The organism is Pseudomonas sp. ZS1P83 (assembly GCF_054897825.1).
Genome location: NZ_CM142706.1, coordinates 2,779,143 through 2,792,266 on the forward strand (window position 1 = coordinate 2,779,143; position 13,124 = coordinate 2,792,266).

At 59.2% G+C, this 13,124-nt stretch carries 12 protein-coding genes and 1 pseudogene; 8 read left to right on the top strand and 5 right to left on the bottom strand.

Annotation, left to right across the window (positions count from 1 at the left end; all coding sequences use genetic code 11):
• Positions 1-14 precede the first annotated feature (14 nt).
• Positions 15-623 carry a LysE family translocator gene (locus ACYZT0_RS13185; RefSeq protein WP_462046203.1) on the top strand — a complete coding sequence of 203 codons (609 nt, stop codon included), beginning with the start codon at positions 15-17 and terminating at the stop codon, positions 621-623.
• Here ACYZT0_RS13185 and ACYZT0_RS13190 read toward each other — a convergent pair.
• On the bottom strand, positions 620-1,384 hold the full coding sequence (locus tag ACYZT0_RS13190) for an ArsR/SmtB family transcription factor (RefSeq protein WP_462046204.1): 765 nt from the start codon (positions 1,382-1,384) through the stop codon (positions 620-622). The genes ACYZT0_RS13185 and ACYZT0_RS13190 overlap by 4 nt on opposite strands.
• An 82-nt stretch (positions 1,385-1,466) precedes the next feature.
• On the opposite strand from ACYZT0_RS13190, the gene ACYZT0_RS13195 reads away from it, so the two are divergent.
• Entirely contained in the window at positions 1,467-2,588 is a 1,122-nt protein-coding gene (locus ACYZT0_RS13195; protein ID WP_462046205.1) for a cytochrome P450, read from the top strand.
• Between the two features lie 74 nt (positions 2,589-2,662).
• Positions 2,663-3,322, top strand: a pseudogene (locus ACYZT0_RS13200) (pyridoxal-phosphate dependent enzyme); the annotation flags it as partial.
• A 174-nt stretch (positions 3,323-3,496) separates the two neighbouring features.
• Here the strand turns inward: ACYZT0_RS13200 and ACYZT0_RS13205 are convergent.
• On the bottom strand, positions 3,497-4,111 hold the full coding sequence (locus ACYZT0_RS13205; RefSeq protein ID WP_462046206.1) for an FMN-dependent NADH-azoreductase: 615 nt from the start codon (positions 4,109-4,111) through the stop codon (positions 3,497-3,499).
• 139 nt (positions 4,112-4,250) lie between these two features.
• Between ACYZT0_RS13205 and ACYZT0_RS13210 the strand changes: the two genes are divergently transcribed.
• Entirely contained in the window at positions 4,251-5,150 is a 900-nt protein-coding gene (locus ACYZT0_RS13210; protein ID WP_462046207.1) for a LysR family transcriptional regulator, read from the top strand.
• A gap of 200 nt (positions 5,151-5,350) precedes the next feature.
• On the opposite strand, the gene ACYZT0_RS13215 is transcribed toward ACYZT0_RS13210, so the two are convergent.
• Entirely contained in the window at positions 5,351-5,689 is a 339-nt protein-coding gene (locus ACYZT0_RS13215) for an FKBP-type peptidyl-prolyl cis-trans isomerase (RefSeq protein ID WP_462046208.1), read from the bottom strand.
• 185 nt (positions 5,690-5,874) lie between these two features.
• Between ACYZT0_RS13215 and ACYZT0_RS13220 the strand changes: the two genes are divergently transcribed.
• Positions 5,875-6,948, top strand: a complete 1,074-nt coding sequence (locus ACYZT0_RS13220; RefSeq protein ID WP_462046209.1) for a diguanylate cyclase domain-containing protein — start codon at positions 5,875-5,877, stop codon at positions 6,946-6,948.
• Between the two features lie 12 nt (positions 6,949-6,960).
• On the opposite strand, the gene ACYZT0_RS13225 is transcribed toward ACYZT0_RS13220, so the two are convergent.
• Positions 6,961-7,269 (bottom strand): RcnB family protein, encoded by a 309-nt coding sequence (locus ACYZT0_RS13225; RefSeq protein ID WP_462046210.1) that lies wholly within the window; start codon positions 7,267-7,269, stop codon positions 6,961-6,963.
• A gap of 157 nt (positions 7,270-7,426) precedes the next feature.
• Between ACYZT0_RS13225 and ACYZT0_RS13230 the strand changes: the two genes are divergently transcribed.
• Together ACYZT0_RS13230 and ACYZT0_RS13235 are read left to right on the top strand one after the other, a co-directional pair.
• Positions 7,427-9,235: a monovalent cation:proton antiporter-2 (CPA2) family protein gene (locus tag ACYZT0_RS13230; RefSeq protein WP_462046211.1), complete on the top strand. Its 1,809-nt coding sequence runs from the start codon at positions 7,427-7,429 to the stop codon at positions 9,233-9,235.
• 30 nt (positions 9,236-9,265) lie between these two features.
• Complete coding sequence (locus ACYZT0_RS13235) at positions 9,266-10,363, top strand: DNA alkylation repair protein (protein WP_462046212.1); 1,098 nt, start codon at positions 9,266-9,268, stop codon at positions 10,361-10,363.
• Positions 10,364-10,452: 89 nt separating this feature from the next.
• Here ACYZT0_RS13235 and ACYZT0_RS13240 read toward each other — a convergent pair whose 3' ends face one another.
• Positions 10,453-11,349, bottom strand: coding sequence for a LysR family transcriptional regulator (locus tag ACYZT0_RS13240; protein ID WP_462046213.1), 897 nt, complete (start codon positions 11,347-11,349; stop codon positions 10,453-10,455).
• A 120-nt stretch (positions 11,350-11,469) separates the two neighbouring features.
• Between ACYZT0_RS13240 and ACYZT0_RS13245 the strand changes: the two genes are divergently transcribed.
• Positions 11,470-13,119 carry a GMC family oxidoreductase gene (locus ACYZT0_RS13245; RefSeq protein ID WP_462046214.1) on the top strand — a complete coding sequence of 550 codons (1,650 nt, stop codon included), beginning with the start codon at positions 11,470-11,472 and terminating at the stop codon, positions 13,117-13,119.
• Positions 13,120-13,124 lie beyond the last annotated feature (5 nt).

A 13,124-nucleotide genomic window follows, 5' to 3' on the forward strand; every position in this document is an offset into this window, starting at 1 on the left:
TGACGGAGCAAGACATGAACAACTATGGACTCTTTCTACTTTTCGCCACCCTGACCATTTTGAGCCCGGGACCTGGCGTGGTCCTGACCCTGTCCAACGCGGTGCGCCACGGATGGACAGGGGCAGTGCCGGGCATTCTGGGGATCGCGTCGGGGGCGTTTGTTGTCGCCGCCATCAGCGCCACCAGTGTTGGCCTGATCCTCAGCACCTCCGCCAACGCCTTCACCGCGTTGAAATACGCAGGGGCCGCCTATTTGTTGTACCTGGGTTACAAAAGCTGGCGCTCGGATCGTTTCAGCACGCTGCTTGAAACGCGCCCATCAAGCCCGGGTTATCGTTTCCTCGAAGCGGCTTCGATCCAGTTCTTGAACCCAAAAGCGGTGTTTTTCTTTCTGGCAGTGTTCCCGCAATTCATCGACACCTCCGCGCACTTCTCCACACAGTTTTTCACGCTCGTCGCCTCCTACGGCGTACTGGTGATCCTGGTGCATGGCAGCTATGCCTTGCTCGCCAATGCCGCCAAAGGCTGGTTGTCGAGTCCGAAGGGTTCCTGGCTCGCGGCGAAAATCTCGGGCGTCACCTTCGCCGGTTTCGGCGTGCTGATGGCCTCGGCCAGTCGCTAAGGCGCAGAACTGGCGATCGCGCGACGCCTGGTCTCGGTGGACGTGGTTTGTGCTGTCGATACCTGAATCGGCAGCTCAACGGCGAACCGGCTGCTGAGTTCCTTGCGCCCCGTCGCCGTCAACGCCAGCGCGCGGCTGTCCAGGCCCTGAGTCACCCATTTACGCTTGATCGCCACTTGCAACAACGCCGCCCCCAACGAACCGCCCAAATGCGGCCGGCGCACGCTCCAGTCCAGGCATGGGCAGGCGAAGCGGCGGCGCAGCGTATTCAGATCCTTGACCTCGATACCCAATCCTTCGAACAACGCCTCACCGCTGTCGCTCAGCTGATAGACCTGTTCATCGGTTTCCAACAACCACCCCGCTTCGATCATCCGGTCATGCAGCAGCACCGCTAACGTGCCGGCCATGTGGTCGTAGCAGGTGCGGGCAAATTGCAGGCGATCCGGGGTACGCGCGTTAAAGGTCGGCGTGGCGTTCTGGCCGATCACCATCAACGCCTCCAGCGCCTGGGCGACGCGCTTGTCCGCCAGGCTGTAATAGCGATGGCGGCCCTGAACATGCAATCGCACCAGCGCCAGTTCCTTGAGTTTGGCCAGGTGCGCGCTGGCGGTGGAGGCGCTGACTTCGGCAATCGCCGCCAACTCGGTGCTGGTACGGGCGTGGCCGTCCATCAGCGAGCAGAGGATTTTCGTCCGAGCCGGTTCCGCGATGGCCGCGGCCACGTGAGAAACGCCGATGTCGTGCTGTTCTACGTTCATATTTCGCTCCCGGACGAATCAAGGCCCTTTCGGACTGGAGATAGTAGCAACACTTTTCCAACCACGAACAAGGCTGCGACCCATGGACCCGATCATCGCTGCGACTTTTGCCGATCCTTATCCCTATTACGCGCAACTGCGCGCGGAGGGCGGGCTGGTTTTTCACGAAGGACTGAACGTGTGGGTGGCGAGTAGCGCCCGAGCCGTTGCGGCCGTGCTGGCGCATCCAGACTGTCATGTCCGGCCGTCCCACGAACCGGTGCCCAAGGGGATTGTTGGCGGCATGGCCGGCAAGGTCTTTGGTCAGTTGATGCGGATGAATGAGGGCGAACGGCAGCGTTGCCCGAGGTCGTCGATTCAAACAGGGTTGGCGTTGATTGATGTCGATGAAGTCAATTTGCTGGTTGGCGCTCGTCTGACCACTTCAGGCGCCGATGGGCTGTACAACGCGATGTTCCGCGGGCCGGTTTGCGTGGTGGCTGCATTGCTCGGGTTTCCCCCTGCTCTGGGCCGCACCCTTTGCGAGCTGACCGCCGACTTTGTGGCCTGTTTGTCGCCCCTCAGCGATCAGGTGCAATTGGACGCTGCACAGGCTGCCGCCGAACAATTGAGCGGTTATTTCGTTGAGCTGTTGGATGACCCGAGCCATCAGAGCGCCCTGCTCGCCGGGATCCGCCAGCGCTTCGCGGCGACATCTGACGACCCTGAAACGTTGATCGCCAACCTGATCGGCCTGTTCTCCCAGACCTACGAAGCCACCGCCGGGCTGATCGGCAATGCGCTGTTGGCGTTGATTCGAAATCCGTCGTTGCGGAGCGAATCGACATGCATTGACGACTTGATTGCTGAAGTTCAGCGCTTCGATCCGTCGGTGCAGAACACTAGCCGGTTTGTCGCTGCGCCTTGTGAAATCGAGGGGGTAAGCCTGAAAATTGGCGATGTAATTCTGGTGCTGCTGGCTTCGGCTAATCGTGATCCGCAGCTCAATGACCATCCCGAAGTCTTTCTTCTGGATCGTCCAGACCGGCGCAGTTTCACGTTCGGTGCCGGGCGGCATCAATGTCCGGGGCAGGTTCTGGCCCTGAGCATTGCCAGCGCTATATTGAAGGAAACTCTAGCGATGAAACCTGCTTTGGATCGCCTGACCTGGCACTACCGGCCTTCGCTGAACGGGCGAATTGCGCTCTTTAGCGATTTGCCGTAGACCGTGTCATCTGATCGTTCCCACGCGCAGCAAAGGAATGCAGCCAGGGGCGCTCTGCGTCCCAAGAGCGGACGGTGCTCGACCAGCTGTTCGGTGCGCAAATGCAGGTGCTTGCCGGAGGCAGCGACTCACTCGCCGCCGCTGAGGTACGGGCCACGCAACTTCGGGATTCGGGACGCAACGTGCTGGTGATTCCTACGGGTGGGTCAACGCCGCTCGGCAGTCTCGGTTATGCGCGCTGCGCGGCGGAGATCGTGCAGCAGGAGACGGAACTGGGCCTCACCTTCAATCAGGTCGTGGTGCCCAACGGCAGCGCCAGCACCCACGCCGGGCTCGCGGTCGGCTTCCAGTTGCTGGGCCGAGGCACCTCGATCGTCAAGTCGTATTCGGTTTTATCCGACAGGGACACATCAGCAGCCAGAACCCGCCAATTGACCCAGGACGCACTGGCGCTATTGGGCAGCAACGCAGTCGTTCAGGTTGAAGACATTGCCATTGACGGCAGTCAGTTGGGCGACGGTTACGGTCTGCCGACGCAAGCCATGCAGGAAGCGGTACGCCTCATGGCCCGCGCCGAAGGCCTGTTGATCGACCCGGTGTACTCCGGCAAAGCGTTCGCCGGGCTGTTGGCCGATCTCAGGCAAGGACGCTACCGTTCCGGCGACAACGTGCTGTTCGTGATGACCGGCGGAACACCGGGTTTGTATGCCTACCGGGACACCTTTCAGGCCTAGCGGTTAATCATCGCGCGTCAGCACTTCCAGCAATTCATAGAGTTTCAGACCCGTCCTACATCTATCAAATGCCCTTTGATATAGCGTCCGCATCGTTTTCAGAAGATGAAACAAGGACGCTCATGGCTCGCAAAACAGGCATACCAGAATCGTATGGGCTAGGAGAAATGCTGTTTAAACCAGCGACTTTTGAATTTGATGATCAAATGTATCTAGAAAATCGTGCATGCTGATTTCTCCGAGATCTACAGCTTTAGCGCCGCCGGCCGCAATAAAGGTGACATCAGTGATACCCAGGACGTTCAGGATCAGTTTCAAATATTGGGTCGCAATGTCACGGTCTCTAATCGGGGAGTCGTTGGTGTATACACCTCCCGAGGCGAGCAGCACCGTTGCCTTTTTACCGGTCACCAACCCTTTACCATCAAAGCCCAAGGTCAGGCCTTTACGTACCACGTGATCCACCCACGCCTTGAGCGCCGCAGGGACGTTATAGTTGTAGACCGGCGTTGAAATAACCACGTGATCGGTTTCCAGCAACTCGGCCGCAAGCTCATCGGATAACTGCAACACGGCTTTCATTTCAGGCGAATGTTGGGTTTCTGGGGTGAAGTAAGCCTGTAACCAGGGGGCCGTCACGAACGTAAGCGGAGTGTCCGTTAGATCCCGTATTTTGATGGCGCCCCTAGGGTGTGCAGCTTCCCACGCGGACACAAATTGGCGAGTGAGCTGCCGGGAGATTGAAGCATCCCCACGTGAGCTGGTTTCAATGGTGAGAAGCCTGGACATGAAAGTAACTCCTGCGCGGTGACGCGGCGGTATGTTTTGCGTTGTCGCTTTAGGCGATGTGCGACACACTCTACCCAATGCGATCTCTATGCAGGAGTGATGTAAATATGATTGAGTCCATCTGTTTAAGTGATGGGTCATGATCGGAAATCTAAGCTTGGATCAGTTGCGGATCCTTGTATCCATTGCTGATACAGGCAGTTTCTCGGCAACGGGACGTCACCTGCGGCGTGCTCAATCTGCCATTAGCCAGTCGATTGCCACACTTGAGTCAGTTCAAGGTGTGAGGCTGTTTGATCGGAGCGGCCATCGTCCAACGCTCACTGAGGTAGGTAGAGTGCTAGTGGTTCAAGCGCGCGCAGTGCTGGCAAGCGCTGCCCAGTTTGAAGCAATGGCCGCAAGTACGGCAGCAGGGGTTGAACCGGAGTTGGCTCTCGCCATAGACCCTTTAGTCCCGAGCGCACCGCTCATCGAAAGCCTGCGCGCTATCCGTGAGGCTTTTCCGCATCTGGCAGTGAGTTTTTCTACAGAAGGCTTAGGCGGCGCAGAGCGTCGATTGCGCAACGGCGATGCGGCACTGGCGCTTTGCACATTGATTCCGACAGTGCCCGACGATGTCACCGCACTGCCGCTGCTCAGCGTCGACTTGAGGCCAGTAGTAGCCAGCGGGCATCCCCTGGCTATGTTAGGCCGTCGGGCAACAAGTGCAGACCTCAAGCCTTATGTGCAACTGGTACTTTCCGATCCGGTTTCTCCCGACGGCCCTAGCTATGGGGTGACGGGCAGTCACCAGTGGCGGTTTGTAGATTTGGCACGGCGGCTGGATTTTTTGCTCGCCGGGTTCGGTTGGTGCCGAATGCCAGAGCATCTGATTGCGGATCATCTGGCTTCAGGACGCCTCCTACCGCTTGAGTTAACCGCCGAACTTCAGCGCACACCAGACACACTTCCGATCTACGCAGCGCACATGCAAAATCGCTCTTTAGGGAAAGCAGGCCGATGGCTTCTGAATGATCTGACCCGTCGTCTGTGCAGGTGATGATACGAAGACGACTAACGTCAGCGGTTTGGTTATCCCGTTGGCCAAAGGGCTGATGCGGTTAATCGAACCGGTTGTGCAGGGACTGCCCGGGCCGTGATCGTCTGTGCGTATTTCGCAAGCCAAGGTGTGATGCCTGCCCGCTTACCATCAAAAGATTGCACGCTGCGATCTTTTGACTTTCAAACCCAAGACAGTAGTCAATCATCGCGCGTCAGCACTTCCAGCAATTCAATCTCAAAAATCAAATTCGAATGGGGGGGAATAGCCGCCATCGTCCGCTCGCCATAAGCCAAATGCGCAGGCACCAACAGCTTGCGCTTGCCGCCGACCTGCATGCCCATAATCCCTTGATCCCAACCCTTGATCACCCTTCCAGTACCGATCACGCACTGAAAAGGCTTGCCACGGCTGTAGGAAGAATCGAACTCGGTGCCGTCTTCCAGCCAGCCACGGTACTGCGTGGTAATCAGCGCGCCTTTGACGGCGGCTTTGCCGTCGCCCGGTTGGAGGTCGATTACTTGAAGTTCGTCACTCATTGCATGCACTCGCGCGTTCGTTTGCCCAGAAGGCTTTGTGGGCGCCGTTTTCCCAGATTTGCAGCCGATTGGCAACCACTCCGATCGCCAGGCGAGGGGTTGAAACCTGTTTCCTGCGGTGACCGTGAACTAAGATAAGCAACACCTACCCGCACGGTTCAATACCCAATGATGGCAATTCCTGAATGAATGAGGTCTGGACCAGCGCAACCATCGGCTCAGTGATGCTTGCCCTGATGATCGCGTTAATCTGTCGCGAGCGCTCGCTGCAAAAGCAGCTGGCCGAGTATCGCGTGCTGATCACCAGCCTGACTGACGGACAAAATATCCGGCGGGACGGCGACGCCGAACGCTTCAAACGTAGCCAATACTTCGCTCGCATCGGTACCTGGGACTGGGACGTCGACACCGACCAGCTCTATTGGTCGGACGCGATCTACGGCATGTTCGGCTTCAAGATCGACGAAGTAACGCCCTCCTACGCGCTGTTTTGCTCATGTGTTCACCCTGACGATCGGGCCAAGGTCCGGGCCGGGGAGTTGCGCTGCCTGGAAACCGGCGAAAACCATGACGAGGAGTACCGGGTCGTCTGGCCCGACGGCACCCTCCGCTGGCTTCGGGAAACCGGCAATGTGGTCAAGAACGACCACGATGCAACGATCAAGATGATGGGCGTGGTACGCGATATTACCGAGGAGAAAGCCTCCGCCAGCTACCTGCAACACTTGGCGCACTTCGATCCGCTGACCGGTCTGCCCAATCGCCTGGTGCTCGAAGAACGCCTGTCCGAAGCGCTGGAACAGGCCCGCATCAGCGCCACGAGGGTTGCGCTGGTGTTTGTCGACCTCAATGGTTTCAAGGCAATCAACGACCATTACGGTCATGCAGCGGGCGACCGGGTACTGATCACCACCGCCACCCGACTCAAGCGACTCCTGCGTTCAACCGATACCGTCGCCCGGATCGGTGGCGACGAATTTGTGGTCATCCTTCAAGGTCTGTCCCAGGGCAACAACCTGCAAGACGAAGCCCGCAGCATTTGCCAGAAAATCTTCGTCGAACTGTCACCACCGGTGACCATCGGTAATGATCAGCGACACATCGGCACCAGCCTGGGGGTCGCGGTGTTCCCGGACCATGCGCCGAGCATGGACCGGTTGATTCACATTGCGGATCTGGCGATGTATGAGGCGAAGCGCAGTGGGAATAATCAGTATCGGTTGGGCACTGAAAGCCCGGTGCGCGCTCACAGCGAATAGCCTTTCGGCGGCCTAACGCTCCACCGGCGTGATATCCACAATCGTCCCGTTGGTGATCATCACCATCATGTACTTGTCATTGATCTGCACCCACTGCGCCTGAGCCTTTGGCGCTTTCAGGCCTTTCTGCTTCCAGTTGACCAGGGCTTTTTCGCTGCGCTGGTAAACGTCGGGGGCGCGGTCGCCGACCACCAGTTGGCGGGAATTGTTAACCCCGGGCTGGACGGTTTTTTGCGGTGGGTCAGCCGCTTGAACGATTGGGCTGATACCGGCAATGCCTGCGACAAGGGCGAGGCTGGCGATAAGGGTCTTGCTGTTCATCGGTGAACCTCCATTGATGTCGTGGTACCTGAAATCCGACTGCGCTGGCGCTGATTCATTCCTTATTGCTGCAATGATTGCGATTGCATTGGCTGACGCACGCTTCTCAAGCCTTTATCCTTAACGCCCCGCCGCACCGAGTTCCTGGAGTTTCGCCATGCCACATGAAGGCAACCTGTTGCAAGCCGCTGTCGTGTTTCTGTTCGCGGCGGTGCTCACCGTTCCCTTGGCCAAGCGCCTGCAACTGGGGGCGGTGCTGGGTTATCTGTTTGCAGGGGTGATCATCGGGCCATCGGTGCTGGGCTTGATTGGCAATCCGCAAAGCGTCAGCCACATTTCCGAACTCGGGGTGGTGTTGCTGCTATTCATCATTGGTCTTGAATTGTCGCCGCGACGTTTGTGGGTGATGCGCAAATCGGTGTTTGGCGTAGGTCTGGCGCAGGTGCTGCTGACGGGGTCGGTGATAGGTGTGCTGGCGTTGTTCGTGTTTGGCCAGCCGCTGAACAGCGCGATCGTGTTGGGCTTGGGCCTGGCACTGTCGTCCACCGCGTTCGGGTTGCAAAGTCTGGCCGAACGCAAGGAACTGACCAGCCCTCACGGGCGGTTGGCATTCGCGATTCTGTTGTTCCAGGACATCGCCGCCATCCCGTTGATCGCGATGGTGCCGTTGCTGGCGGGCGGCGATCACACCACCAGCACTGCCGAAGATCTCAATCACGGTTTGCGCGTGCTGGGCAGCATCGCGGTGGTGGTGATCGGTGGGCGGTATCTGCTGCGACCGGTGTTCCGGGTGGTGGCCAAGACCGGTTTGCCGGAAGTCTCCACCGCCACCGCGTTGCTGGTGGTGATCGGCACGGCGTGGTTGATGGACCTGGTCGGCGTGTCCATGGCGTTGGGGGCGTTCCTCGCCGGGTTGCTGCTGGCGGACTCCGAATACCGCCACGAACTGGAAGCGCAAATCGAGCCATTCAAGGGATTGCTGCTGGGGCTGTTTTTCATCAGTGTCGGCATGGGCGCCAATCTGAGTCTGCTACTGAGCGCGCCGATCACGGTGCTGGGCCTGACCCTGTTGCTGATCGCAATCAAATTGCCGCTGCTGTTTGTCGTCGGTCGGCTGGCGGGTGGCCTGGGCAAGGTCAGTGCCATTCGCCTCGGCATCGTGCTGGCCGCCGGTGGTGAGTTTGCCTTTGTTGTATTCAAGATTGGCCGCGACCGAGGACTGTTCGAGCCGCACCTGTACGACTTGCTGGTGCTGACAATCACGTTGTCCATGGCGGTGACGCCGCTGCTATTGCTGTTGTGCGCGCGACTGGTCAGCCCCAAGGTTCAACCCGTGGTGGTGCCGGAGAAATTCCGCGAGATCGATACCGACACGCCGCGCGTGGTGATCGCCGGCATGGGCCGTATGGGGCAGATCATTGCGCGGATTTTGCGCGCGCAAAACATCAAGTTCGTCGCCCTCGATACTTCGGTGGAAACCATCGAACTGTCGCGCAGCTTCGGCGGCGTACCGGTGTTCTATGGCGACCCGATGCGCCCGGAGATCCTCAGTGCGGCCAAGGTCGAGCAAGCCGAGTATTTCGTGATTGCCACCGACGACCCGGACACCAACATCAAAACCGCCGAACTGGTGCACAAACTCTATCCGCACCTCAAAATCATCGCCCGGGCCCGTAACCGTCAGCATGTGCATCGGCTGGTGGACCTTGGCGCCGAGGCCATTCGGGAAACCTATTATTCGAGCCTGGAAATGAGCCGGCGCACGTTGGTTGGGTTGGGCCTGACCCAGGCTCAGGCGGATGCGCGGATCAAGCGTTTCAAGCATCACGACGAGCAGGTGCTGGAAGCCCAGCATGCGATTTATGACGATGCGGCGAAGGTCTTGCAGACGGCGCAGGAAGCCCGGACGGAACTGGCACGGTTGTTTGAGGCGGATCAGTTGGAAGAAGAATCAGGCAAGGCGTAACTGATCGTTAACTGACATAAGGAACTCACCATGGCTGACCAACCCGCCCCTGCCCTAAAAGAAATCTTCAACGCCGATCGCCTCAAACACATCGCCACCGAGATGACCGAGGTCTACCCCGGATTCAACGCCAAGGCCTTCCTGAAAATGGCCAACGACGGGCTTGCGCAATTATCGATCATGCAGCGCATGGCCCGGGTCAGCGAGTGCCTGCACGCGGTACTGCCGTTGAGTTATGAAGAAACGCTTGAGGTGCTGCGCGCCCTCGCTCCGCGCCTGAACAGCGGCTTCGTCAGCATCTCGTTGCCGCATTACGTCGCGACGTATGGCGGACATGCATTCGAGCAATCGATGGAAGCGCTGAAATACTTCACCACCTTCGGCTCATCGGAGTTTGCGATCCGCTATTTCCTGCGCAGCAACATCGAACGTTCACTGGCGGTCATGCACGATTGGTCGCTGGACGAAAACGAACACGTCCGGCGTCTGGCCAGCGAAGGTAGCCGGCCGCGCCTGCCATGGTCGTTTCGACTGGAACACGTGCAAGCTGACCCGACACTGGCCGCCGAGATCCTGGACAACCTCAAGGCCGACGACAGCCTCTACGTGCGCAAGTCCGTGGCCAACCACCTCAACGACATTACCAAGGACCATCCTGAATGGGTGCTGGACCTGATCGAACGTTGGTCGCTGGACAACAAACACACGGCGTGGATCGCCAAACACGCTCTGCGCAGCCTGATCAAACAGGGCAACCGGCGAGCGTTGACGATCATTGGCGCGGGCGGCAAGCCTGAGGTCGAGATCATCGATGTGAAGGTGGAACCAGCGGTGATTCGCCTGGGTGAAAAAATCACCCTGTCCTTTGGCGTCAAATCCAGGGTCGAGGACAGTCAGCGATTGGTGATCGACTACGCCATCGATTACGTCAAAGCCAACGGCAGCACGTCGGCGAAGGTGTTCAAGCTCAAGGCGCTGACCCTTCCCGGCAAGGCGACCGAGACCATTGCCCGGGGTCAGCACATCAAGGAGCTCACCACCCGCCGGCATTACACAGGCAAACACGCCGTGCACATTCTGGTGAATGGGGAGCGCCTGGCGAGCACCTCATTCAACATTCTCCCTTGAAACACGACCCCCTGTAGGAGCAAAGCTTGCTCGCGATGGCGTCAGGTCTGGCACACCACGTCTTCGTTCATCGCGAGCAAGCTTTGCTCCTACAGGGGATTGGGGCCGAGCAGTAACCCCTGCTCGCGCTCACACAACTCCACCACGTAATCCCACAACACGCGCAACCGCACGGATTTGTGCAACTCACGCCGCGTGCTGATCCAGTAGCTGCGCTGAATGCTCTCATCCGGCATCAACGGCACCAGGCCGGGATCGGCACTGGCCATGTAGCACGGCAACACGGCGATGCCCAGGCCTGAGCGCGCAGCCTGTTGCTGGGCGATGACGCTGGTGCTGTGGAAGACCACTTGCGGGTTGCGACAGAAGCTATTGAGGAACATCAGTTCCTGGCTGAACAGCAAGTCATCGACGTAGCCGATCCAGGCGTGGCGACCGAGGTCCTCGCGGCTGCGCAGCGGTGGCGAACGGTCCAGATATTCCTGACTGGCATACAGCGCCAGGCGATAGTCAGTCAGTTTGCGGGTGACCAGCATGTCGGCGGCCGGGCGCTCCAGGTGGATGCTGATCTCGGCTTCGCGGTTGAGGATGCTGACAAACCGCGGCACCGCCACCAGTTCCACTTCCAGCCCGGGATAGCGCTCGAACAGGCCGTTCATGCGGCTGGCGAGGAACATGATGCCCAGGCCTTCCGTCGCCCCGACGCGAATCTTGCCCAGTGGCGCGGTGGATTGGGTGATTTCCTCTTGAGCAAGCAGCGCGACGTTTTCCATGGCTTCGGCGTGTTTGAGCAGCGCTTCGCCGGCCGGGGTGAGCTCATAGCCCTGGGCATGCTGGACGAACAACGCCGTGCCAAGGCTCTTTTCAATCGCCTCGATGTGCCGGGCCACGGTGGCGTGGGTGGTGTTCAAACGGCGCGCAGCGGTCAGCAGACGCCCGCTACGCTGCAACTCGAGAAAAAACCGCAAGTCATTCCAGTCAAACATGAGTCGTCCTTGAAGCGAGGTGTTTAAAAACGCACAGCGGCTGCGCAAAAACTAACATTCTTTTGACGAAAGCTAACAACTAGGATGACCGACAACAAGAACAACAACATAAGGTCACGCATGCAGACTTCTCTGGATGAATACGACTACATCGTGGTCGGGGCCGGGCCGGCCGGTTGTTTGCTGGCCAATCGATTGTCGGCCAACCCGCAACATCGCGTGTTGCTGCTTGAAGCCGGCGGCCGCGATAACTATGCATGGATTCACATTCCCGTGGGTTACCTGTTCTGCATCGGCAACCCGCGCACCGACTGGTGCTTCAAGACCGAAGCACAACCCGGCCTTCAAGGTCGGTCCCTGAGTTATCCGCGTGGCAAGGTGCTCGGCGGCTGTTCATCGATCAACGGCATGATCTACATGCGCGGACAAGCGGGCGACTACGACGGCTGGGCCGCCCAAGGCAATCCTGGCTGGAGCTGGAACGACGTGCTGCCGTTGTTCAAAAAAAGCGAAAACCACTTTGCCGGCGACTCGGAATTTCACGGCGCCGCCGGGGAATGGCGGATCGAACGCCAGCGTCTGTCGTGGCCAATTCTGGATGCCTTCCGCAGCGCTGCCGAGCAAAGCGGCATCGCCAGCGTCGATGACTTCAACCAGGGCGACAATGAAGGCTGCGGCTACTTTCAGGTCAATCAGAAAGCCGGTATTCGCTGGAACGCGGCCAAGGCGTTTCTCAAACCGATCCGCAATCGCCCCAATCTCACCGTGCTGACCGACGTCGAAGTCGATCGCGTTCTGCTGGAAAACGGCCGTGCGTCTGCGGTCAGCGCGCGTTGGCAGGGTCAGGCGAAAACCTTCAAGGCGCGTAAAGAGATCGTGCTGTGCGCCGGCTCCGTCGGTTCACCGAGCATCCTGCAACGTTCCGGGATCGGCCCTCGCCCGCTGCTGCAACGACTGGGGATCGGCGTTGCCCATGCACTGCCCGGCGTAGGTGGCAACCTGCAGGATCACCTGCAACTGCGCCTGATCTACAAACTGGAAAACGCCCGCACGCTGAATCAAATTGCCGGCAGCCTGTGGGGCAAAATGGGCATGGGCCTGCGTTACCTGTATGACCGCAGCGGCCCGTTGTCCATGGCGCCCAGTCAACTCGGCGCCTTCGCTCGATCAGGACCGGAGCAGACGTCAGCGAATCTCGAGTACCACGTGCAGCCACTGTCGCTGGAGCGTTTCGGCGAGCCATTGCATACCTTCCCCGCGTTCACAGCGTCGGTGTGCGATCTGCGCCCGCAAAGCCGTGGTCGCATAGAGATTCGCTCCACCGATCCGCAGGAAGCACCGCTGATTCAGCCCAATTACTTGAGCCATCCGGAGGACTTGCGGGTGGCAGCGGATGCCATTCGCCTGACCCGCCGCATCGTCGCCGCGCCGGCCCTGCAAGCCTTCAAACCGGTCGAATACTTGCCCGGCGACAGCTTGCAGAGTGAAGCAGAATTGCACGAAGCCGCCGCCCGTATCGGCACCACGATTTTCCATCCCGTCGGCACCTGCCGCATGGGCAACGACGCGGACGCCGTGGTCGACGCCGAGTTGCGCGTCCACGGCATCCCCGGCCTGCGCATCGCCGACGCTTCGATCATGCCGCGCATCACCTCGGGCAACACGTGTTCGCCTACGCTGATGATTGCCGAAAAAGCCGCGCAACTGATCCTGGACACACCCACAAGGAGTTTTGCACCCGACGAAAAAGCACTGACCGCAGTCTCTTGAGCAAA

Excerpts from the sequence above, each read along its gene's own strand:
- ACYZT0_RS13225 (WP_462046210.1), bottom strand. The coding sequence starts at position 7,269 with ATGAACAGCAAGACCCTTATCGCCAGCCTCGCCCTTGTCGCAGGCATT.
- ACYZT0_RS13235 (WP_462046212.1), top strand. The coding sequence starts at position 9,266 with ATGGCTGACCAACCCGCCCCTGCCCTAAAAGAAATCTTCAACGCCGAT.
- ACYZT0_RS13245 (WP_462046214.1), top strand. The coding sequence starts at position 11,470 with ATGCAGACTTCTCTGGATGAATACGACTACATCGTGGTCGGGGCCGGG.
- ACYZT0_RS13195 (WP_462046205.1), top strand. The coding sequence starts at position 1,467 with ATGGACCCGATCATCGCTGCGACTTTTGCCGATCCTTATCCCTATTAC.
- ACYZT0_RS13220 (WP_462046209.1), top strand. The coding sequence starts at position 5,875 with ATGAATGAGGTCTGGACCAGCGCAACCATCGGCTCAGTGATGCTTGCC.
- ACYZT0_RS13240 (WP_462046213.1), bottom strand. The coding sequence starts at position 11,349 with ATGTTTGACTGGAATGACTTGCGGTTTTTTCTCGAGTTGCAGCGTAGC.
- ACYZT0_RS13230 (WP_462046211.1), top strand. The coding sequence starts at position 7,427 with ATGCCACATGAAGGCAACCTGTTGCAAGCCGCTGTCGTGTTTCTGTTC.
- ACYZT0_RS13190 (WP_462046204.1), bottom strand. The coding sequence starts at position 1,384 with ATGAACGTAGAACAGCACGACATCGGCGTTTCTCACGTGGCCGCGGCC.
- ACYZT0_RS13205 (WP_462046206.1), bottom strand. The coding sequence starts at position 4,111 with ATGTCCAGGCTTCTCACCATTGAAACCAGCTCACGTGGGGATGCTTCA.
- ACYZT0_RS13215 (WP_462046208.1), bottom strand. The coding sequence starts at position 5,689 with ATGAGTGACGAACTTCAAGTAATCGACCTCCAACCGGGCGACGGCAAA.
- ACYZT0_RS13210 (WP_462046207.1), top strand. The coding sequence starts at position 4,251 with ATGATCGGAAATCTAAGCTTGGATCAGTTGCGGATCCTTGTATCCATT.
- ACYZT0_RS13185 (WP_462046203.1), top strand. The coding sequence starts at position 15 with ATGAACAACTATGGACTCTTTCTACTTTTCGCCACCCTGACCATTTTG.